The 20,808-nt window shown below is 72.0% G+C and carries 13 protein-coding genes; 3 read left to right on the top strand and 10 right to left on the bottom strand.

All coding sequences use genetic code 11. From position 1 onward, the window contains the following. Nucleotides 1–11 precede the first annotated feature (11 nt). The 6 genes from ACIOD1_RS22795 to ACIOD1_RS22820 all read right to left on the bottom strand — a co-directional run bounded on the left by ACIOD1_RS22795 (nucleotide 12) and on the right by ACIOD1_RS22820 (nucleotide 12,441). Nucleotides 12–7,775, bottom strand: coding sequence for an amino acid adenylation domain-containing protein (locus ACIOD1_RS22795; RefSeq protein WP_401904255.1), 7,764 nt, complete (start codon nucleotides 7,773–7,775; stop codon nucleotides 12–14). A 44-nt stretch (nucleotides 7,776–7,819) separates the two neighbouring features. Further along, nucleotides 7,820–9,007, bottom strand: a complete 1,188-nt coding sequence (locus tag ACIOD1_RS22800) for an NAD(P)/FAD-dependent oxidoreductase (protein ID WP_401904258.1) — start codon at nucleotides 9,005–9,007, stop codon at nucleotides 7,820–7,822. Between the two features lie 279 nt (nucleotides 9,008–9,286). After that, on the bottom strand, nucleotides 9,287–9,502 hold the full coding sequence (locus ACIOD1_RS22805; protein ID WP_365629068.1) for a phosphopantetheine-binding protein: 216 nt from the start codon (nucleotides 9,500–9,502) through the stop codon (nucleotides 9,287–9,289). A gap of 49 nt (nucleotides 9,503–9,551) precedes the next feature. Continuing rightward, a complete protein-coding gene (locus tag ACIOD1_RS22810; protein WP_401904261.1) occupies nucleotides 9,552–11,165 on the bottom strand; it encodes an amino acid adenylation domain-containing protein in 1,614 nt (537 codons plus the stop codon). 139 nt (nucleotides 11,166–11,304) lie between these two features. Beyond that, nucleotides 11,305–12,003: an LmbU family transcriptional regulator gene (locus ACIOD1_RS22815; protein ID WP_365629074.1), complete on the bottom strand. Its 699-nt coding sequence runs from the start codon at nucleotides 12,001–12,003 to the stop codon at nucleotides 11,305–11,307. 222 nt (nucleotides 12,004–12,225) lie between these two features. Beyond that, nucleotides 12,226–12,441: an MbtH family protein gene (locus ACIOD1_RS22820; RefSeq protein WP_365629077.1), complete on the bottom strand. Its 216-nt coding sequence runs from the start codon at nucleotides 12,439–12,441 to the stop codon at nucleotides 12,226–12,228. Nucleotides 12,442–13,135: 694 nt separating this feature from the next. Between ACIOD1_RS22820 and ACIOD1_RS22825 the strand changes: the two genes are divergently transcribed. Continuing rightward, the gene (locus ACIOD1_RS22825) at nucleotides 13,136–13,882 is read left to right on the top strand and encodes a thioesterase II family protein (protein ID WP_401904265.1); all 747 of its coding nucleotides are present in this window, start codon (nucleotides 13,136–13,138) and stop codon (nucleotides 13,880–13,882) included. Nucleotides 13,883–13,988: 106 nt separating this feature from the next. After that, complete coding sequence (locus tag ACIOD1_RS22830; protein WP_401904267.1) at nucleotides 13,989–15,023, top strand: BTAD domain-containing putative transcriptional regulator; 1,035 nt, start codon at nucleotides 13,989–13,991, stop codon at nucleotides 15,021–15,023. Here ACIOD1_RS22830 and ACIOD1_RS22835 read toward each other — a convergent pair. From ACIOD1_RS22835 to ACIOD1_RS22845, 3 genes are all read right to left on the bottom strand, one after another. Further along, the gene (locus ACIOD1_RS22835) at nucleotides 15,020–16,294 is read right to left on the bottom strand and encodes an acetylornithine transaminase (protein WP_401904269.1); all 1,275 of its coding nucleotides are present in this window, start codon (nucleotides 16,292–16,294) and stop codon (nucleotides 15,020–15,022) included. The two genes, ACIOD1_RS22830 and ACIOD1_RS22835, sit on opposite strands and share 4 nt — an antisense overlap. 88 nt (nucleotides 16,295–16,382) lie before the next feature. Beyond that, nucleotides 16,383–17,411 (bottom strand): N-acetyl-gamma-glutamyl-phosphate reductase, encoded by a 1,029-nt coding sequence (argC, locus tag ACIOD1_RS22840; RefSeq protein ID WP_365622346.1) that lies wholly within the window; start codon nucleotides 17,409–17,411, stop codon nucleotides 16,383–16,385. 70 nt (nucleotides 17,412–17,481) lie between these two features. Further along, a complete protein-coding gene (locus ACIOD1_RS22845; RefSeq protein WP_401904272.1) occupies nucleotides 17,482–18,660 on the bottom strand; it encodes a serine hydrolase domain-containing protein in 1,179 nt (392 codons plus the stop codon). Nucleotides 18,661–19,301: 641 nt separating this feature from the next. Here ACIOD1_RS22845 and ACIOD1_RS22850 point away from each other — a divergent pair. After that, nucleotides 19,302–20,078 carry an LmbU family transcriptional regulator gene (locus ACIOD1_RS22850; RefSeq protein ID WP_401904275.1) on the top strand — a complete coding sequence of 259 codons (777 nt, stop codon included), beginning with the start codon at nucleotides 19,302–19,304 and terminating at the stop codon, nucleotides 20,076–20,078. A 27-nt stretch (nucleotides 20,079–20,105) separates the two neighbouring features. On the opposite strand, the gene ACIOD1_RS22855 is transcribed toward ACIOD1_RS22850, so the two are convergent. After that, nucleotides 20,106–20,750 (bottom strand): FMN-binding negative transcriptional regulator, encoded by a 645-nt coding sequence (locus ACIOD1_RS22855; protein ID WP_401904278.1) that lies wholly within the window; start codon nucleotides 20,748–20,750, stop codon nucleotides 20,106–20,108. Nucleotides 20,751–20,808: the final 58 nt, after the last annotated feature.

Raw genomic sequence — 20,808 nt, forward strand, 5'->3', positions numbered from 1 at the left:
GGTACTCCTACCTACACGTTCATCGGGCGCAGCTGGGGGCGGTTGGACGTGCCCGACTTCTCCAGCCGGGCCGCCAGCTGGGCGACGGTCGGACTGCGGAACACGGTGGTGACCTTCACGTCGACCTTGAGTTCGTTACGGATGCGGCCGGTCAGCCGGGTGGCGAGCAGCGAGTGCCCGCCGTGGTCGAAGAAGTCGGCGTCGATGCCGACCTCCTCCAGCCCCAGCAGCTCGGAGAACAGCCGGCAGAGGACTTCCTCGTTGTGGTTGCGCGGCCCCCGTCCGGTCGCGGCGGCTTCCGTGTGGTCCGGTGCGGGGAGCGCCTTGCGGTCGAGCTTCCCGCTCGGGGTGGTCGGGAAGGCCGCGAGCGGCACGACGGCCGAGGGGACCATGTACTCCGGCAGGTTCTCGCGGGCCAGGTCCGTCACGGCGGTGAGGTCGAGCCTGGCCGGGTCCGCCTTGCCGGTCACCACGTACGCGACGAGGCGCTGGTCACCGGGGCGGTCCTCCCGCACCAGGGCCACCGCACCGTCGACGTCGGGGTGCGCGGCGAGCGCCTGCTCGATCTCGCCGAGCTCGATGCGGAACCCGCGGAGCTTGACCTGGAAGTCGGAGCGGCCGATGTATTCGACCTGGTCGTCGCCGTTCCACCGCACGACGTCGCCGGTGCGGTACATCCGGGACCCCGGCTCTCCGAAGGGGCAGGCGACGAACCGGTTCGCGGTCAGGTCGGTCTGTCCCAGGTAGCCCCGGGCGAGCCCGGTGCCGGCCAGGTAGAGCTCTCCGGGGACCCCCGGTGCGACGGGGCGCAGGGCGTCGTCCAGTACGTACACCTGGGTGTTCCAGACCGGTGCGCCGATCGGCACCCGGTCCGCGCCCGGCACGTGCCGGTACGCGGTGACCTCGACGGAGGCCTCGGTGGGCCCGTAGAGGTTGTGGACACCGCAGCCGGGCAGCACCTCGACGACGCGGTTGGCCAGGGCGGGCGGGAACGCCTCGCCGGCGACCTCGATCCAGCGCAGGCTGTGGCACTCCTTGGCCGAGGGCTCGTTGACGAACGCCTCCAGCAGGGAGGGCACGAAGTCCGCGCCGGTCACGCGTTCGCGCCGGATCAGGTCGGCGAGGTAGGCCGGGTCACGACGTCCGTCGGGACGCGCGATGACGACCGCGGCGCCGACCTGGAGCGGTGCGAACAGCTCCGGCACCGAAACGTCGAAGCTGGCGGTGGTGCTCAGCAGCACCCGGTCCTCGACGCCGACCTCGAAGTGCGCCAGGCCCCATGCGAGCCGATTGAGGATCGAGCGGTGCGCCACCTGTACGCCCTTGGGGCGGCCGGTGGAGCCGGAGGTGTAGATGACGTACGCGGCGTTGTCCGGGGACAGTTCGCGCTCGGGGTTGGTCTGCGGGTAGCCGGAGACGTCCGGGAGGTTCGCGTCGAGCAGCAGCAGCGGGTTCGCGGCGTCCAGTACGCGCCGTACGCGGTCCTCGGGCAGCTCGGTGTCCACGGGCAGGTAGGCCGCGCCGGCCTTCACCACCGCGTAGATCGCCACCATCAGGTCGACGGAGCGCGGGATCCGTACGGCGACCAGCCGCTCGGGGCCGGCGCCCTGCTCGACCAGCCAGTGCGCCAGGCGGTTGGCACGCCGGTTGAACTCGGCGTAGGTCAGGGTCTCCTGCTCGCCGATCAGCGCCACCGCGTCGGGGGTGCGCTCCACCTGGGCCTCGAACGCGCCCGGCAGGGTGTCGGCCGGCACCGGGTGCGCCGTGTCGTTGATGCCCCTGACCAGCCGGTCCCGCTCCTGCTCGGAGAGCACGTCCAGGGCGCCGACGGGCGTCTGGGGGTCCTCCAGCACCTGCTCCAGCACGCGGACGAGCCGGGCGGCGATCTCCTCGGCCGCGCCGTGGTCGTAGAGGTTGGTCTGGTAGTCGAGGGAGAGGCGCAGGTAGGGGTCGGCGGAGTTGAGGGTGAGCGGGTAGTGCGAGCCCGCGAACGGCCGGATGGCGTCGATCGTGACACCGGCCGAGTCATTGGCCTCGACCATGCCCTCGCGGTCGATCGGGTAGTTCTCGAACACGACGATCGTGTCGAAGAGGGAGGGCAGTCCGACACCGCGCTGGATGTCGGCCAGGCCGTAGTAGTGGTGGTCGAGCAGGGAGATCTGCCGGTCCTGGAGGTCGGTGATGACCTCGCCCACCGTCTGGCCCGGTGCGGTCCGCACCCTGGTCGGCAGGGTGTTGATGAACAGGCCGACCATTTCGTCGGAACCGACCAGGTCCGCCGGACGGCCGTTGACGGCCGCGCCGAACACCACGTCCTGCTGCCCGGTCAGCTTCGCGAGGACGACCGCCCACGCGCCCTGGAGGAGGGTGTTCAGCGTGACGCCGAGTTCCGCGGCGCGCCGGGCGAGTTCGCGGCCCTTGTCGATGGACAGCGGGACCTCGACGCGCCCGAGGCGGGACGCCTCCCCCTTCTCGGGAAGGTCCGCGGCCAGGAGGGTCGGCTGCTCGAACCCGTCGAGCTCGTCCTTCCAGCGCGCGGCCGACGCGTCCCGGTCCTGCTTGGACAGCCAGGCCAGGTAGTCGCCGTAGCCGCGGACCGGAGCGAGCTCCTCGGTCGCGGCGTAGAGCCGGATCAGGTCCTTGATCACGAGCGGCGAGGACCAGCCGTCGAAGAGGGTGTGGTGCGCCGTGATGATGAGCTTCGCCTTCCGCGGCCCGCAGGTGAGCAGGGCCAGGCGGAACAGCGGCGGGCGGGTGGGGTCGAGCTGGTCCGCCCGGTCGTCGGCGAGGGCCCGGTCGACCGCCGCGTCCTGCTCGGCCGCGTCGAGGCCGGTCAGGTCGATGTGCCGCCAGGGGACGGCGACGTCCTGGGCCACGAGCTGGACCGGGTCGCCGTTGGCTCCGGCGACGAACGCCGAGCGCAGGTTCGGGTAGCGCTCCAGGAGCGCCTGCCCGGCCGCCCGCATGCGCGCCGGGTCCACGTGCCCGGTCAGGTGCATCAGGAACTGCATGTGGTAGACGTCGAAGGCGCCGTCGGCGAACGCGGCCTGGAACTGGATGCCGGACTGGCCCGGGGCCTGCGGCCACACCTGGACCAGCCGGCCGTAGCGCTCCTCCCAGTCGTCGATCTCGTCCTGCCCGACCGAGACCAGCGGGGCGTCGGAGGGGGTGAGCCCGCCGATCTCCGGGCGGGCGGCGTGCGCGGCCATGCCGTGCAGCACCTCGACCCACAGCTCGGCCAGTTCGGTGGTCCGCTCGCGGGACAGCACGCCGGTGGGGAACATGAAGGCGGCCTGCAGTCGGGTGCCGTCGGGGGTGTCCGTGACGACCGAGTTGACCTCCAGCGCGGACAGCGCGGGCAGGTCCGGGTCGGGCATCGGGATCAGCTCGGAGGACCAGTCCGCCGGCACCCATCCCTCGGCGCGCAGGTGCTCGGGCACGTCGGTGGCGGAGATCCGGCCGAGGTAGTTGAAGCCGATCTGGGGCGCCGCGTACTCCTCCAGCTGCGGCGCGGTCTCCGGGTTCAGCCAGCGCAGGAGGCCGTACCCGAGGCCCTTGTCCGGGACCCCGCGCAGCTGCTCCTTGACCAGCTTGACCGCCTTCGCGGCGGCGCCGCCGCCGGCGAGCACGTCGGCCAGGTCCACGCCCCGCACGTCGACCCGGGCGGGGTACATGCTGGTGAACCATCCGACGGTCCGGGAGAGGTCGGCGCCGGGGACGACGTCCTCTTCACGGCCGTGGCCCTCCAGGCGGACCAGGATCGAACGGTCCGCGCCGCGCCAGCGGTTCACCGCCAGGGCGAGCGCGGCGAGCAGAACGTCGGTTCCGGTGCCCTTGAACGCGGCGGGAAGCCTGGTCAGCACGGCCTCGGTGACCTCGACGGGCAGCTGCACGCGCACGGTGTCGAGGGTGGACATCACGTCCACGGTCGGATCGAACGCGCGCTCGCCGAGCGGGAGGTTGGTCGATTCGAGCACGTCGCGCCAGTAGTCCAGCTCGTCCTCCCGCTCCGGGGAGAAGGCCTCGGACTCCAGCGCCGCCGCCCAGCGGCGGGCGGAGGTGCCGACCTCGGGCAGTTCGGGGGTGCGGCCGGCGCGGACCTGCTGCCAGGCCTCGGCGAAGTCCGACATGAGGATGCGCCAGGAGACGCCGTCCACCACCAGGTGGTGCAGGACCACGAGCAGCCGGCCCGCTCCCGAGTCCGGTGCGAACCACACGAAGTCCGCCACGGTCCCGGCCTCCGGGTCGAGCCGCCCGGCCGAGGCCTCCAGCTCCGCCTTGGCCGCCTCCAGCGTGGCCGGCTCGTCCCAGCGGCCGTCGCAGGAGACGCGGTGGATCAGGTCCGCCGCCCGTACGGCGCCCCGCGGACGCACGACGAGGGAGAGTTCGTCGCCGCGCTCCAGCCGGACGCGCAGCAGGTCGTGGCGGTCGAGCACCGCGTCCAACGTCGCGGCCAGGCCGCTCTCGTCGATGTCCGCGGGCAGTTCCAGCACCATCGACATGGCGAAGCGGTTCGTCCCGCCGCCGTTCTCGAACACGTGCTGCGCCACCGGCTGCAGCGCCATCGGGCCGACGCCGCCGCCTTCGAGCTCCGCGAGCGCGGGGACCTCGTCGCGTCGGTCGGCGGCCACCTCGGCCAGCCGGGCCGCCGTGCGGCACTCGAAGATCTCGCGCGTGGTGAGGTTCAGGCCCCGGGCCCGGGTCCGCGCCACGACCTGGATCGAGCGCAGGCTGTCGCCGCCCACGGCGAAGAAGTCGTCGTCGACGCCGACCCGGTCCACGCCGAGCACGTCCGCGTACGCCGCGGTGATGATCTTCTCGGCCTCGGTGCGCGGCTCCCGGTAGGCCTCGCCCAGGAACTCCGGCTCGGGCAGCGCCGAGCGGTCGAGCTTGCCGGTCGGGCCGAGCGGCAGGCCGCCGAGGGCCACGAAGGCCGAGGGCACCATGTAGTCGGGCAGCCGCGCCGCGACGAACCTGCGCAGCTCGGCGGACGAGGCGCCGGACTGCACGTCCACGTCGCCGATGCCGCCGGCGCCGTCGTCGCCGACGGCTCCTTCGCCGGTGTGCACCACGTAGGCGACGAGCCGCTTGCCGCCCGAGGGCACCTCGCGGCTGATCACCACGGCCTCGCTGATGCCGGGGTGCGCGGTGAGCGCCGCCTCGACCTCGGAGGTCTCGATGCGGAAGCCGCGCACCTTCACCTGGCCGTCGCCGCGGCCGACGCACTCCAGCCGGCCCTGCGCGTTCCAGCGGGCGAGGTCACCCGTGCGGTACATCCGCTCGCCGGCGGGGCCGAACGGGTTGGCCACGTAGCGCTCGGCCGTCAGGCCGGGGCGGTCGAGATAGCCGCGTCCGAGGCAGGTCCCGACCACGTACAGCTCGCCGATGACGCCCTGCGGCACCGGGGCGAGGCCCGGGCCCAGCACGTAGGCGCGCATGTTGCCCAGCGGGGTGCCGATGGGCGCGACGTCGCCGTCCGGCCACTCCTCGGACGCGGGGAGGGAGTAGGTGGTGGCGTAGAAGCTCTCGCTCTGGCCGTAGGAGTTCACGATCCGCGCGTTCGGCAGGGCCTCGCGGACCTGGCGGACCAGTCGGGCCGGGAGCACGTCGCCCGCGAACACGACCGTGCGCACATCGGTCGTCTTCTCCAGGTGTCCGACGAGTTCGCCGAGCACCGAGGGAACGCCGCTGATGACCTGGCCGTCCCAGGTGTCGCGCTCGGCAAGCACCAGCGCGTTCGCCACGACCTCGGCCGTGCCGCCGGTGGTCAGGGCGGTCAGCAGCTCGAAGACCGAGACGTCGAAGTTCACGGAGGTGCCGGCCAGCATCTTCCAGCCGGACGGCACGTCGAGGACGCGCACCAGTTCCCGGACGCCGTTGACGACGCCCCGGTGGGTGATCGCCGCGCCCTTCGGCTTGCCCGTGGAGCCGGAGGTGTAGATCACGTACGCCAGGTTGTCCGGGCTCAGCGGCGAGACGCGACCCGCGTTGTCGGGCGCGCCCTCGGCCGGGGGCCACTCGGAGCGGAGGTCGAGGTTGACGCTCTCCATGTCGTTGCCCGGCAGCTCCCGCGCCGTCGCGGTGTCGGTGACCACGAAACGGGGGCGGGCCTCGGCCAGCACGGTCTCCGCGCGGCCGGCGAGGTACTGCGGGTCCATCGGCACGTAGCCGGCGCCGGACTTGAGGATGCCGAGGAGGCCGACCACCAATTCCTCGGTGCGCGGCAGCGCGAGGACCACCAGGTCCTCCGGGCCGGCTCCGCGACGGATCAGTTCCCGGGCGACGCCGTTCGCACGGTCGTCGAGCTGCCGGTAGGTCAGCGTGCGGCCGTCGCACTCGATCGCCGGGGCGTCGGGCGTCCTGGCCACCTGGGCTTCGAACAGCTCCGGGACGGTCAGGTCGGAGAGCGGCGTGGCGCTGGCGTTGAACTCGGTGAGCAGCCGGTCCTTCTCGGCGTCGTCGAGCGCGTCGATGCCGCCGACGGTGCGGGAGGAGTCGGCGACGAGCTCGCCGAGCACGCGTACGAAGCGGCTCGCGAGGGACTCGATCGTGCCCCGATCGAACAGGTCGGTGGCGTACTCCAGGCGGACGCCCGCCCCGCCCCCGGCGTTCGGGATCATGTTGAAGAACAGGTCGAACTTGGCCGTTCCGGTCTCCAGGGTCTCGGACTCGACCCCGAGGCCCGCGAACTCCAGCTCCCCCACGGGCTCCTGCCAGGCGAGCATCACCTGGAAGAACGGGTGGTAGGCGATGGACCGGTCCGGGTTGAGCAGCTCGACGAGCCGCTCGAAGGGCATGTCCTGGTTGTCGTAGGCGCCCAGCGCCCTGTCGCGGACCCGGTCGAGCAGTTCGACGAAGGTCGGGTTGCCGGACAGGTCGACGCGCAGCACCCAGGTGTTGACGAAGAAGCCGACGAGGTCGCGCAGCTCCTCGTCGGTCCGGCCCGCGATCGGGGCGCCGATGGGTACGTCGTCGCCGCACCCGAGGTGGTGCAGGAGCACGGCCAGCGCCGAGTGCATGACCATCGACACGGTGAGGTCCTGCTGCGCGGCCAGCTTCTCGACGGCGTCGAGCAGGTCGGACCCGATCGGGAACTGGACCAGGCCGCCGTCGGAGCTCGTCCGCTTCGGGCGCGGGCGGTCCGTCGGCAGGGCCAGCGGCTGCGACATGTCGGCCAGGGCCTCGCGCCAGTACGCCAACTGCCGGGCGGACAGGCTGTCCGGGTCGGACTCGTCGCCGAGGACGTCCTGCTGCCACAGCGTGTAGTCGGCGTACTGGACCGGGAGCGGCTCCCACGCGGGGGCCCGGCCCTCCCGGCGCGCCGTGTACGCCTCGGTGAGGTCGCGGAGCAGCGGCCCCAGCGATTCGCCGTCCAGGGCGATGTGGTGCACCACGAGCACGAGGGTGTGTTCGAGCGGTCCGGTCCGCACCAGGGTGGCGCGGATCGGAGCGTCGGCGGCCAGGTCGAAGGTCTCCTTGCCCGCCCGGTCGACCGCGGCCGCCCGCTCCTGCGGGGCGACCTCGACGACCGGCAGGTCGAAGGGCTTCTCCCCGGAGTCCAGCACCTGCTGGTGGGGGACGCCGTGGTCGTCCTCGACGATGACCGTGCGGAGGACTTCGTGCCTGTCGATGACATCGCGGAGCGCCGTCTCCAGCGCACCCACGTTCAACTCACCGGTCAGCCGTAGGGCGAAGGAGCCGTTGTAGGTCGGCGAAGGGCCTTCGAAGCGGTCCACGAACCACAGCCGACGCTGGGCGAACGACAACGGGATCATTGTTTCTCCAAAATCGGCTAACCGGGGAGCAAGGTGGGCGTGACTCAGCTCTGGTCGAGCAGGGTCAGCAGTTCGTCGTTGTAGAAGTCGTCGATGGAGCACGCTCCCGACAGCGTCGAGAAGTAGCGGTCGATGTGCTCCTGGTGGCCGACCAGCTTCTTCAGCATGTCGACCCGGCCCTCGGGCTTGAGTTCGGCCACGTTGAGCGCGCCCTGGTACTGGTTGAGTGCTTCGTTGCCCAGCTCGTTCTCGTAGCGCCGCAGGGCCGCCTTGAGCCTGTCGTCGTCGTGCAGGCCGTCCCCGATGAAGTCGGTGAGGTTCTGGGCCTGGACGAAGGCTTCGGTGATGCCGCGGGCGGTGATGGAGTCCTTGTGGGTCACCGCGTCGCCGACCAGTGCCCACCCGGGCCCGTAGGCCTTGCGGAAGTAGTTCTCCTGGTGACCGGTGCCGTACAGCTGCTCCACGCGCTCGCCCGACTGCATCCGCTCCCACAGCTCGGGCGCCGTCGTGCGGAAGGCGTCGAGGTAGGCGGGCTCGACGGCCTTGCGGACCGCGCCGAAGTCGGCCTGCGGGAAGTAGGCCATGAGCAGCGTGAGGTCGTTGTTGGTGGGGAGGACGCCGATCCAGCGACCCGGCTGCTCGTACAGCTCGAAGTGCGCGGGGACGCCCGCCCAGTAGCTGTAGTAGGTGCAGGTGCTCCGCGGGTGCTCGATGACGTTCGGCGCGCCGACCTTGCGGGCCACCAGCGAGCGCATGCCGTCGGCGCCGACGACCAGGCGCGCGCGCTCCGTCGCCTCGGTGCCGCCGGGGGTGGTGTACCGCACGCCGACGACCCGGTCGTCCTCGAACAGCAGGTCGTTGACCGCGCAGCCCTCCTGGAAGTCCACGCCGGCCGCCACGGCACCGGCCGCGAGGATCGGGTCGAGGACGAAGCGCCGCGGGGCGTACGTGGTCGTCAGGCCGTCGATGGGCAGGGAGAAGCCCTCGATGCGGACACCCGGGCCCTGGTAGCTCTGGCGGGTGATCGGCTGGGCGCCCGACTCACGGACCGCGTCGAGCAGTCCCCAGCGGTTGAGCAGCGCCACGCCCTGCATGTGGATGTAGTGCGAGGACAGCGTGTCCTGCGGGAACCGCGCCTTCTCCAGGAGCAGCACGCGATAGCCCTGCTGCGCGAATAGCATGGCCGTCGGCGAACCCGCGACACGGGCACCTATGACAATTACGTCGTACATGGCGGCTCCGCCTTCCTTACCAGGTAGTTTTTTTGCCTCAACGCAGCCGGAATCCACGTGGTGGCCATGGCAATTGAGGAAACCATCGACGCAGCGGACGAAATACCGCTGTCGAACATGAATGAAATGCTAGTCACCCGAACCGGCGGGATAAAGGGATCCGGCGGCGGGTACGCACGCCGGTGCCGCGCCGTGCCGCCGTGTCTCGCCGGCGAGACACGCGGCGGGACGGGGCGGCGGAACGCGGCGGGAAAACCGGCCTCGCACGGGACCAGGGGGCTACGGGACTACGGCGCCCTGGGACTCGATGTACGCGGAGATCGACGCCACGGTCGGGTTGAGGAACATCTGGTCCATGGGGACCTCGACTCCCAGTTCGTCCATGAAGGCACCCTGGATCTTGACCATGATCAAGGACTGGCCACCCAGGGCGAAGAAGTCGTCGTCGACCGAAATCTCATCGTGCTGGAATTCCCGGCACCAAATAGCGTGCACGCTGTCGGCAATCATCAGGGCCCTCTCGGTTGTCATCGAATTCCGCCGACTACGCAGCGATGCCGCTGTTGGCGTGCTGCTTCCGGTACGCGTCGACCAGCGCGACGCGGTCGACCTTCCCGTGCGGGCTCAGCGGAAGCCGCGGCACGTTCACGAAGGTGGCCGGCACCATGTTCCGCGGCAGCGTCTCCAGGAGACCGGTGCGCAGGGCGTCCACGGCGCGGCCGTCGGCGGTGGGTTCGGCCGCGGTGGGTTCGTCGTCCGCCCGGACGATGAAGGCGATCAGCTCGGCGTCGCCGGAGTCGGTGTACGTGATCGCCACGGCGGCCTCCCGCACCCCGGCCAGCCGGGCGAGCGCGCGCTCGATGTCGGTGGGGTCGATGCGCATGCCCCGCACCTTGACCTGAGAGTCGATCCGGCCGAGGACGATGAGTTCGCCTGCCTCGGTCACGTGACCGCGATCGCCCGTGCGGTACACCCTGAGCGGTGCTCCGTCGACCTCGATGGTTGTGAACTTCGCGTTCTCGGGGCCGTTGTTGAGGTAGCCCGCCCCGACGCTGGCTCCGGCGATGCAGATCTCGCCCTGCTCGCCCGCCGCGACGCCGTTCAGGTCCTCGTCGAGGAGGTGGATGTCGGTGTTGTAGGCGGGCTTGCCGACCGGGGGGACGTCCTGTTCGCCGGGACGGTAGGCACCGAGGTCGTAGGAGGTCGCGACGTCCGTGCACTCGGCGACGCCGTACTGGTGCAGGAGGGTGCACGTGTTGCCCTCGCGGCTCGCCCACCGGGTGAGCCGTTCGGCCTTGAGCGCCTCTCCGCCGAAGAGCACGTAGTCGAGCCGGGTGAGCGCGTCGCCGCCGCGCGCCGCCTCCCAGTCCACCAGCAGGTACAGCGTGCTGGAGGCGCAGTGCACCACGCGGACGTCGCGCTCGGTCAGCATGCGGTAGGCCATCATGGCGTCGAAGTTCCGGCTCGCCATCAGGTTCTGGGTGGCGCCGCAGAACAGCGGTGTCATCAGGCTGCGCTGGGAGAGGTCGAAGCCGAACGCGCTGACGACCAGGTGGTTCGACCCGCGGTGCAGGCCGTACTCGATCGTCAGCCAGTTCATGAGGTTGAACCAGCCCTCGTGCCGCACCGCGGTCAGCTTCGGCGTGCCCGTCGAGCCGGACGTGAAGACCGCGTAGCAGATGTCGTCGCCGGTGACGGTGACGTCGGGAGCGGTCGCCGGGAGGGCCGCCAGCTCGTCGGCGAGCTGTTCCAGATCGATGACGTCGGCGTCCGCCGACTCGACCATCCCGGCGGTGGCCGGAGAGGCGACGATCAGGGCGAGGTCGGGTACCTGGCCCAGCAGCAGCCCGAGCCGCGCCGCCGGGTACGCCGGGTCGAACGGCACGTAGGCCGCGCCCGCCTTGAGGGTGCCGAGGATCGCGACGAGCATGTCGATCGAGTAGTCGAGGCAGACGCCGACCTTCGCACCACGACCGTGTCCACGGGCGGCGAGGAAGTGGGCGAAACGATTCGCCTTCGCGTCCAGCTCCGCGTACGTCAGCTGTCGGCCGGCCCAGAAGACGGCGACGGCGTCGGGGGCGGCCGCCACGTGCTCCTCGAACCGCTTGTGGACGACGGGCGCCGAGGGCAGGGCGACCCGCTTTCCCTGGAGGATCATCAACTGACTCCGATGTGAGAGGTGTCCGGTCGGACGGGCCGCCGGCGCGGCACGGAAGGGGGGGGCTCGACCGGCAAGATCCGGAAGAGACGGCCCAGGAGGCCCAGAAGGCCCAAGCGGCCCAGGCGGCCTGAGCGGTCTAGGCGGTCTGCCGGTCGGCCGCTTCGAGCATCCGGGCCACCCACTTGTCGACGGGCAGACCGTGCGCGGCGGCGGCCTTGGAGAAGTACTCCAGTTGGCCGGCGGACAGTTCGATGGTGAGCGTGGTGACCTGCTGCTTGCCCTTGTCGGCGGTCGCCACCTCGGCCAGCCGCGGCACCTCTTGCTTCTCGTCGCCGCCGGCGGGAAGCTCGGCCGTGCCGCTCTGTACGGCCAGGCTGGCCCGGACCGACCTGCGGAGTTCGTTGCGCGACCACTTCTGCTGTTCGGCCTTGCGCAGCCAGTAGTCCTGCTCCGGCGGCGCCAGGCGGGCCACCTCGGCGTGGTGGGCGAAGCTGAGGCTGTCCCGCCTGCGGTGCTGCTCGAAGCGTCGGGCCACCCAGGCGTAGTTCCGCAGGGTCTGGTAGTCGAGCCCGGTGCGCTCGATGGCCTCCTTGTACCGCCGCCAGCCGTAGGTGGCCTCCCCGAAGAGGAGCCAGTCGGCGAGCCACCAGGCCGAGGAGTTCACCAGCTCGCGCAGGTTGGTCCCGATCTGCTCCCAGGACCGCTCCGACAGGTTCGCCGGGAGGATCATCCCCGACTTCTGCACCTTGGCCTCCGAACCCACGAAGGACAGGACCACATCGCGTTGCGCGGGCGCACCGCCTTCGCCCACCGGCCCCGCCTTGTATCTGCTCACGGTCCTCACAGCGCCGCTCACAATCTTCATCCCCCAACTCAGAGTGTTTGCCTGGGTGCCAACCGATCACTCGGAGGAGCACCCGGACGGCGGTCACTGTCGTTCCCCGTGGGCCGGTAAGGCCGCGGGTCGGCGGCGTACGGTCCCCGCCCGTCGTCGCCGTCGCTCACGACGGCGGCGCGAACGTCCCGCGCGTCGACCCGCCGGTCGTCCGGGCGGCGCTCAGTGCGCCGCCATGGCCTCCCGCAGGCTCTTGGGGCGAAGGTCGGTCCAGTTCTGCTCGACGTACGCGAGGCACTCGGCCCTGGCCGCCTCGCCGAAGACCACCCGCCAGCCGGCGGGCACCTCGGCGAACGCGGGCCACAGGGAGTGGTGGTCCTCGTCGTTGACCACGACGAAGAAGCGGCCGTCCTCGTCGTCGAAGGGGTTCGTGCTCACCTGGCACCGTCCTTAACTGTCATGGGGTGACTCGGGGTTGGACATCACCGGGCCGGGTACGAGTCGGCTCCGGGCGGGGTTTCACCGGGGGGCGCGTCCGGTCGGCAGGACACTCGGCATCGATGGCGATCCCGGCGTCCACCGCATCCCCGCGGGGATGCGACCGTCGGCGCCACCGGGTTCCCCACCGGGTTCCCGGGAAGATCGACACCCTCGCGTTCCCGGGACGAGAACGTCCGGCTGTCGACCCGCCGCCCATGGTGCCGGCACCCTTTTGAGACCCGGTCAAGGTCTGCTCGAACAGGTGGGTGGCAGCGTGCCGTGCCCGGCGAGCAGCACGAACGGGCCGGCGCCCACGGTGAGTCGCGACGCGATCAGGCCACGGCGCGCGGGTGGCGGTGTCGGCGGGTCCGGGACCCTCCGTCGGACCGTCGGGCCGGGCTTCGCCGCCGGCGGTGGAGAACCGCTCAAGGCGCGCCCGGGCGTCGCCGGACCCGCGCGCGGGGCGTCCGCGCAGATCCGCGACCCGGGCCCGCCCTTTCGCGGGTGTCCGCCGCCCCGGGCCGGCCGCGCGGCGCCCGAGGATCGCTGGAGACCCGCCACACCGGCGGCGGAGGCCCTCTGGTGGACGCGCGCGGCGGGGCGGACACCGCTCTATGGTCCGAGGACGCGCGGCCCGATCCGAGGGGGAGACATGCACGACCCACGACCTGCCTTGCGCCTGTTCGTCCTGCACCACGCCGGGGGCTCGCACCTCCTGTACCGCAACTGGCCGGCGGGGCTGCCGGACACGTGGGACGTGCGGTTGCTCGACGCCCCGGGCCACGGACTCCTCCTCGACCTGCCGCAGATCTCGGACGCCGGCCGACTCGCCGATCACCTGCTGCGCGACATCGAGCCCGAGCTGACCGACCCGTACGCCCTGTTCGGGCACAGCATGGGCGGCCTGCTCACGTACGAGATCACCCGACGGATCGTCGACCGGGGCCTGCCGCTGCCGGTGTGGGTGGGTGTCTCGGCGCGGTCCGCGCCGCAGTCGACGGGGCCGGGATCGCTCTACCACGAGCTGCCCGACGCCGAACTGCGCACGCGTCTGCGGATGCTCGGCGGGACGCCCGACGAGGTCTTCGACGACCCCGACCTGTGGGAGCTGTTCGCCCCGATCATCCGGGCCGACCTGCGCCTGGTGGAGAACTGGCGCGCCGCTCCCGACGCCGCCCCGCTGCCCGTGGCGCTGTCCGCGTACGCCGGTGTCGAGGACCACTCGGCCTCACCGGCGCGCATGGCCGGCTGGGAGGACCACACCGAGCACTTCCTCGGTCTGCGGGTCTTCGACGGTCACCACTTCTACTTCCAGGACGATCCCGGACCCCTGCTGCGGCAGATCGCGAGTGACGCCACCGCGGCGCTCGACGCACTGGGTGCGACGCGCTCCTCCTGAACCGCGTGTGGACCGCCGCGGGCGGTCGCCACACGCCACACGCCTTCTACGCCCGACGCCCGACGCCCGCGACCGACCGAGACGCCAGCCTGTGTGAGGGGAAGAGATGCAGTTCCGCATTCTCGGACTCGTGGAAGTCCAGGACGAACAGACCGGTCTGCGGGTCCTTCCCACGGGTGCCAAGCAGCGTGCGCTGTTGGCGGCCCTGGTGGTGAAGGCCGGGCACAACGTCTCCGTGCAGCGACTCATCGACGAGCTGTGGGGCGAGCACCCGCCCGCCAACGCGGCGAACGCGCTCCAACTCCACGTGGCCCGGCTGCGCCGGCTGCTGTCCGGGCTGGAGGCCCACGACGTCGCACCGCACACCCCCCGCGCGCCGCGCGCGCGGCACACGCCGCAGCCGTGGATCGTGACCACCTCGCGCGGCTACACGCTGCGGCAGGCCCCCGTCGAGACGGACGCCACCCGCTTCCAGCACCTCGCCGAACAGGCCCGGCGCGTCCTGCCCACCGATCCGGCGCAGGCCGGCGAACTGCTGCGCTGGGCGCTGTCGTTGTGGCGCGGACCGGCCCTGGAGGGGAGCGTGCTCGGCGACATCTGCGCGGCCAGGGCCGCCCAGCTGGAGGAGCAGCGGCTGAGCGCCCTGGAGATGATGTACGACGCGTACCTGCGCACCGGGCGCCACGGCGAGATCACCGGTGAGCTGGTGGAGCTCACCACCGACCACCCGATGCGGGAGAGGTTCTACGACCTGCTGATGGTCGCCTTCTACCGCTGCGGCCGGCAGGCGGAGGCGCTCGGCGTGTACGAACGGGCGCGCAACCGCCTGGTGCGTGAACTCGGCGTCGAGCCGGGCCCCGCCCTGCGCGGGCTGATGGAGGCGATCCTCCACCACGACCCGGCCCTGGTGACGACGGCGGACCCTCGCCCGCCGGCCCCCCTCGCGGCCGACCCGGCTCGGGTCGAACCGGAGTCCGCGCAGGGGTACGGGACGGCCGGGGATCCGGCGCTCCCCCTCGTCGAGGAGATGGCCCGCCTGCACCGCCGGATCGAGCGGCTGCAACAGGAGCAGAACCAACTGATGTGTCGGTTCAACGAGTTGACGGCGAGCGGCACCGATCGGGTGACGGCCGGCCCTTAGGGCGCGTCCGCGGGGGCCGGTTCGCGCGCGGAGGTGATGTGGGCCTCCGTCAGGCCCTCGCCGAGGGCCTCGGACAGGGCCGCCGGGAAGGCGTCGAGGAAGGCGTCCACCTCGGGCTCGGTCACGATGAGCGGTGGGGCGAGCCGGATGACGTCCGGCGCCACCGCGTTCACCAGGAGCCCCCTGTCCTGGGCCGCCCGCTGCACGCGCGCCGCGAGCCGCTCGTTGAGTACGACGCCCCACAGCAGGCCGGCGCCCCGCACCTCGCGCACCAGCGGGTGTTCGAGGGCCTCCAGGCCGCGCCGCAGCCGCTCGCCCGTCCGGGTCACGTGGTCCAGGAGGCCGGTCTCCTCGATGGTGTCCAGTACGGCGAGGGCGCCCGCGCACACCACGGGGTTCCCGCTGAAGGTGGAGCCGTGCGCGCCGGGGGTGAGGAGTTCGGCGGCGGCGCCGAAGGCGAGGGTCGCGCCGATGGGCAGGCCGCCGCCCAGCCCCTTGGCGAGGGTGACGACGTCCGCTTCGACGCCTTCGGCCTGGGCCGCGAACCAGTGGCCCGTGCGCCCGATGCCGGTCTGGATCTCGTCCAGGACGAGCAGGGTGCCGGTCGCGGCGGTGATCTCGCGGGCGGCCCGCAGGTAGCCGGGCGGGGGCACGACCACGCCGTTCTCGCCCTGGAGGGGTTCGAGGATCAGCAGCGCGGTGTTCGGGGTGACGGCGGCGCGCAGGGCCTCCACGTCCCCGTACGGGACGTGGTCGACGTGGCCCGGCAGGGGCCGGAAGGGTGCCTGCTTGGCGGGCTGGCCGGTGAGGGCCAGGGCTCCCATCGTGCGGCCGTGAAAACCGCCGGTGGCCGACACCATGTGGGTGCGCCCCGTCAGCCTGCCGATCTTGAAGGCGGCCTCGTTGGCCTCGGCGCCGGAGTTGGAGAAGTAGACGCGGCCCGGGCGCCCGGCGAGCCGGAGCAGGCGCTCCGCGAGCCGTACGGTCGGTTCGGCGACGAACAGGTTCGAGACGTGTCCGAGGGAGGCGACCTGCTCGGAGACGGCCCGGACGAACGCGGGATGCGCGTGGCCGAGGGAGTTGACCGCGATGCCGCCGACGAAGTCGAGGTACTCGTTGTCCTCCGCGTCCCAGACGCGGACGCCCCGGCCCCGGACGAGGGGGAGTCGGGGGGTGCCGAAGTTGTCCATCATGACGCCCTGCCAGCGGCGGGTCAGCGATTCGTTGCCCGACGCGGTGCTGTCCGTGCCGCGGCTCGTGCCGTCGTTCATGCCGTCGCTCCCTGGAGGCTGTCTTCGTCGTCCGGTCGTGCGGCGGTCCCGTTGGCCGCCGCCGTGCGGGCTCGTGCTGCCGGGGTGATCACGGGGCGACCCCGACCGTGGAGAGCCCCAGTGCCTCGGGAAGGCCGAGGGCGACGTTCATGCTCTGGACGGCCCCGCCGGCAGTGCCCTTGGTGAGGTTGTCGATGGCGCTGATCGCGATGATCCGGCCGACCGTCGGGTCGAAGGCGACCTGGACCTGCGCGGCGTTCGATCCGTACACGGCCCCGGTGGAGGGCCACTGCCCCTCGGGCAGCAGCCGTACGAAGGGCTCGTCGCGCAGCGCCTTCTCGTACGCGGCCCGTACCTCGTCCGCGCCGACCCCGGGCCGCGCGGCGGCGGAGCAGGTGGCGAGGATGCCGCGCGGCATGGGGGCCAGGGTGGGAGTGAAGGAGACGGCGACCCGGCGGCCCGCCGCGGCGCCGAGGTGCTGCGCCATCTCGGGTGTGTGCCGGTGGCCGCCGCCCACGCCGTACGGCCGCATGGAGCCCATGACCTCGCTGCCGAGCAGGTCGACCTTGGGCGCCTTGCCGGCGCCGGACGTGCCGGACGCCGCGACGACGACCGCCTCGGGCTCGGCCAGCCCCGCCGCGTACGCGGGGAAGAGGGCGAGCAGGACCGCGGTGGGGTAGCAGCCCGGCACCGCGATCCGCCGGGAGCCGGCCAACGCGGGCCGCCCACCCGGCAGTTCGGGCAGGCCGTAGGGCCAGGTGCCCGCGTGCGGGGAGCCGTAGAACGTCTCCCAGTCGGTCGCGTCCGAGAGGCGGAAGTCCGCCCCGCAGTCGATGACGAGCGTGTCGTCGCCCAACTGCCGTGCGACGGCCGCGGACTGCCCGTGCGGCAGGGCGAGGAAGACCACGTCGTGCCCCCGCAGGGCGTCGGCGGTGGTGGGCTGCACCTCCCGCCCGGCCAGCGGGGTCAGGTGCGGCTGGAGCGTGCCCAGGCGCCGTCCCGCGCTGGAGTGCCCGGTCAGGGCGCCGATCTCCACTTCGGGGTGGGCCAGGAGGAGGCGTAGGAGCTCGCCCCCCGCGTATCCGCTCGCTCCCGCCACCGCTGCTCGCACTGCCATGAACCCTCCCCGTTGAAAGACGTGTCGTTCTCGCGCGGCCCGGGCCCCGTCCCCGTGACCTGCCGCGGCGTCAGCCCGCGGGCGTGTCGCAGTACTCGGCGTTCAGGATGGGGAAGATGTGCTCGGCTCCCCAGTTGCTGTTGTAGTTGAACGTGAGCTGGTGGCGGCCGTCCTCGGTGAAGGCGGCCAGGGAGAGCCAGCCCACCGCGCCCCCGTCGTGGTACCAGAGGGTGGTGCCGCAGCCCATCGTGAGCCGCTCGATGCCGAGTCCGTAGGAGGAGCCCGGGAAGTCGGGGTTGTCGACGGTCGTCTTCATGGCCGTCAGCTGCTGCGGCGGCAGGAGCCTGCCGCGCATGAGGGCGCCGTAGAACCGGTTCAGGTCACCCACGCTGGAGATGATGTCGCCGCCGCCCCAGCTCTGCGAGCCGCTGACCTCGGTGACGTCGTCGATCCGGTCCGGCTGCGCGGCGAACAGCTTGGAGTAGCCGCGGCTGCTCGGCTGGGGCAGGCGGACGCTGTTGCCGGGGTTGGACGTCTCCGTGAGCCCCAGCGGTTCGATGATGCGCTTGCGCACCTCGGTCTCGTACGGCCTGCCGGCGACCTTCTGCAGGACCAGCGCGGCCAGGACGTCGTTGGTGTTGGAGTACGAGTGCCTGGCGCCCGGCGTGAAGAGCGGCGGGTGGGCGAGGCCCACCCGGACGCGCTGCTCGGGGGTCACGACGTCGTAGCGGTGCTGGAGGTAGCCGTCGCCCATCAGGTACGTCTGGCCGTACGCCGGGTCGGCGAAGAAGTCGAACAGGCCGCTGGTGTGGTTGAGGAGCTGGCGCACGGTGATGGCGCGGCCGTCGTTGCCGTTGCCCGTCACCAGACCGGGCAGGTAGCGGTCCACGGTGTCGTCGAGGCGGAGCTTGTTCTCCGCCTCCATCTGGAGGAGGACCGTCGCGACGAAGGTGTTGGTGATGCCGCCGACGCGGAAGCGGTCGTTCTTGCCGCGCGGGGCACCCGTGCTCGTGTTGCCCACGCCCGCCGCCGACTTCCACACGCCGTTGGCGTCCCGCGCCTCGATGGCGATGCCGGGGACACCGCCCGCGACGGCCGCGTCGACGGCGCGCTGCGTCGCCTGGTGGTCGGCCGCCGCGGGAGTGGTCTCCCTCGGTTCCCGGGCGTGCCCCGTGAAGGCGGTGGCCAGCAGGATCGCAGCCGCCGCCAAACCGACCGTGCCGACTCTTCGTCTCTTCGCCATCGTCATTCCCCGCTCCTGAAGTCTTCTCGAAGTGCCTGGTGTCGTACGTGTGCGTCGCGTCGGCGGCTGCCGGATCGCCCGGGCGGCCGCGGAGGCCGGTTCGGCGGGAGCGCGCACGACGGGACGGCGGTCGACCGGTGTGCCCGGGTACGTCCGGGTGTGGTCGGGCATGGTCCTGCGTGGTCGGGCGTGCTCGCCGGCGGCCGTCAGGCCGGGGCACGTCGGTCGTCGACCGACGACCGGGGCGCCCGGCCGCGCATCGGGGCCCGGCGGGAGAACAGCGGTCCGCCGGCCGTCGACGTCACGGCTCCGCACGGCCCTGGGGCGTGTCCGCACCGGAGTCCCACACGAGGATTGAACACGGACGGGCACGGCTCCGGGAAGGGAGCCGTGCCACGACGGTGAATTCCGGCCGAGATCGCGTACGTCCTCCGGCCAGGAGGCAGTGGAGGGGAAGGCGTGTCCCGTTCCGTACGGGGACCTGGCGGGCGGGTGTTGTCCCGTCAACGGGACGACCACACCTCGGGAGCCGGCGCCGTCCCGCCGTGGGAACGAGGGCGGGGCGTCCGTTCGAACACCGCTCCGGCGCGGCTCCAGCCCGTCCCGCGAGACTTCTCGCCGGTCATTTACACCCTTCTCATGGAGGCATGATGGTACGTCAGGCCGGTCTGACCTCGGGGCCGCAGGACGGCCCGGAAATCGCTCTCCCGCAGCCGTCGCCGGAGCCGCCGCGCACCGCGGTGGCCGGGCCGCGCCGGGGCCAGGTGCTGACGACCAAGGTGGGCCTGCAGATCCCGAACACGATGGCCTACGACGAGTGGGAGCGGGCCGGGCGCAAGCTCGCCGACGTCCTCGACTCGTCCTCCTGGTGGCTGGGCGACTGGCTCGTGTTCGGCAAGGACCACTACACCGACCGCTACCAGCGCGGGATACGCGCCGTCGGCCTCTCCTACCAGACCCTGCGCAACTACGCGTGGGTGTCGAGACGCTTCGAACTGACCCGACGCCGAACCGCCCTGAGCTTCCAGCACCACGCGGAGCTGGCGTCCATGCCGGCCGTGGAACAGGACCTCTGGCTCGATCGCGCCGAGCAGCGGCAGTGGACCACCAAGCAGTTGCGCGGCGCCTTGCGCGCGGCGCGCGGCGTCGAGCCGCAACCGTCCGAGCCCGCCGAGCCGAGCCGCCGGCTGGAGGTCCCCGGCAGCCGGGTCCAGTGGTGGCACAAGGCCGCGGAGCAGTCGGGCGTCGACTTCGAGCAGTGGGTGATGACCACGCTGGACAGCGCCGCCGCCTGCGCGCTGGAGGACCTCCGCCCGCCGGGGGACGGCGCCGGGACCGGCGCGCTCGGGGACTTCGAGGGCCCGGCCGCGCCGGCGGCGGTCGTCCCCGGGGACGACGCCCGGCCCGCGGCCCTCAGCGCCTGAGTCCGCGCCGGCCCGGCGACCCGCCGGTCACGGCAGCCGGCTCATCAACCCGGCGGTGGCGCGCTTGTACGTACAACCGCTCTCCCCGAACGACTCCCGGACCCGCTCCCGCACCTCGCCCGGTTGCTCCTGGCTGAGCTTGAACATCCCCTCGGCCCCGACGACGGTGAACCTCATGGCGCCCACGCCGGGTGCGATCTTGCGGAAGTAACCGAGCGACTCGGTCATGTCCCAACCGTTGCCGAACGCCCCCTCGAAGGCGCGCACGGTGGACTCCACCACCCCCAGCGTGTCGTCCATCGCGTCGAGCTTCTCCACCACGGCGCGGACGTGCACCGCCGTGAAGTTCCAGGTCGGAGCCGCGGGAGTCACCCCGTACACCGTGGGCGACACGTAGGAGTGCGGGCCGGTGAACGTCAGCAGCACGACGCTGCCCGACTCCAGTGCCGCCCAGTGCGGATTCGCCCGGTTCATGTGGCCGAGCAGCGTGGCCCCCGCCAGTTCCCCCGACCAGTCCGCGGACGTCTCGGGGTCGAAGATGACCGGCAGGTGCGTGGCGAACGGACCGTCCTCGGCGTTGCCGTTGGCCACCCCGAGCGCCAACGGGTTGTCACGGATCAGGTCCACCATCCACGAACTGTCCGGTTCGTGATAAAAGCTGGGCACGAACATTCGGTTACGCCCTTTCTGCAGCTTCGGAATCCGTGCCGAACGTATCCCCGTCCCGTCG

The organism is Streptomyces sp. NPDC088097, from assembly GCF_044741845.1.
In the GTDB taxonomy this organism is placed as follows: Bacteria; Actinomycetota; Actinomycetes; order Streptomycetales; family Streptomycetaceae; genus Streptomyces.

Bases quoted from the DNA above. Each gene is read 5' to 3' on its own strand.
- ACIOD1_RS22795 (WP_401904255.1), bottom strand. From the start codon at position 7,775: ATGATCCCGTTGTCGTTCGCCCAGCGTCGGCTGTGGTTCGTGGACCGC.
- ACIOD1_RS22800 (WP_401904258.1), bottom strand. From the start codon at position 9,007: ATGTACGACGTAATTGTCATAGGTGCCCGTGTCGCGGGTTCGCCGACG.
- ACIOD1_RS22810 (WP_401904261.1), bottom strand. From the start codon at position 11,165: ATGATCCTCCAGGGAAAGCGGGTCGCCCTGCCCTCGGCGCCCGTCGTC.
- ACIOD1_RS22825 (WP_401904265.1), top strand. From the start codon at position 13,136: ATGCACGACCCACGACCTGCCTTGCGCCTGTTCGTCCTGCACCACGCC.
- ACIOD1_RS22830 (WP_401904267.1), top strand. From the start codon at position 13,989: ATGCAGTTCCGCATTCTCGGACTCGTGGAAGTCCAGGACGAACAGACC.
- ACIOD1_RS22835 (WP_401904269.1), bottom strand. From the start codon at position 16,294: ATGAACGACGGCACGAGCCGCGGCACGGACAGCACCGCGTCGGGCAAC.
- argC (WP_365622346.1), bottom strand. From the start codon at position 17,411: ATGGCAGTGCGAGCAGCGGTGGCGGGAGCGAGCGGATACGCGGGGGGC.
- ACIOD1_RS22845 (WP_401904272.1), bottom strand. From the start codon at position 18,660: ATGACGATGGCGAAGAGACGAAGAGTCGGCACGGTCGGTTTGGCGGCG.
- ACIOD1_RS22850 (WP_401904275.1), top strand. From the start codon at position 19,302: ATGATGGTACGTCAGGCCGGTCTGACCTCGGGGCCGCAGGACGGCCCG.
- ACIOD1_RS22855 (WP_401904278.1), bottom strand. From the start codon at position 20,750: ATGTTCGTGCCCAGCTTTTATCACGAACCGGACAGTTCGTGGATGGTG.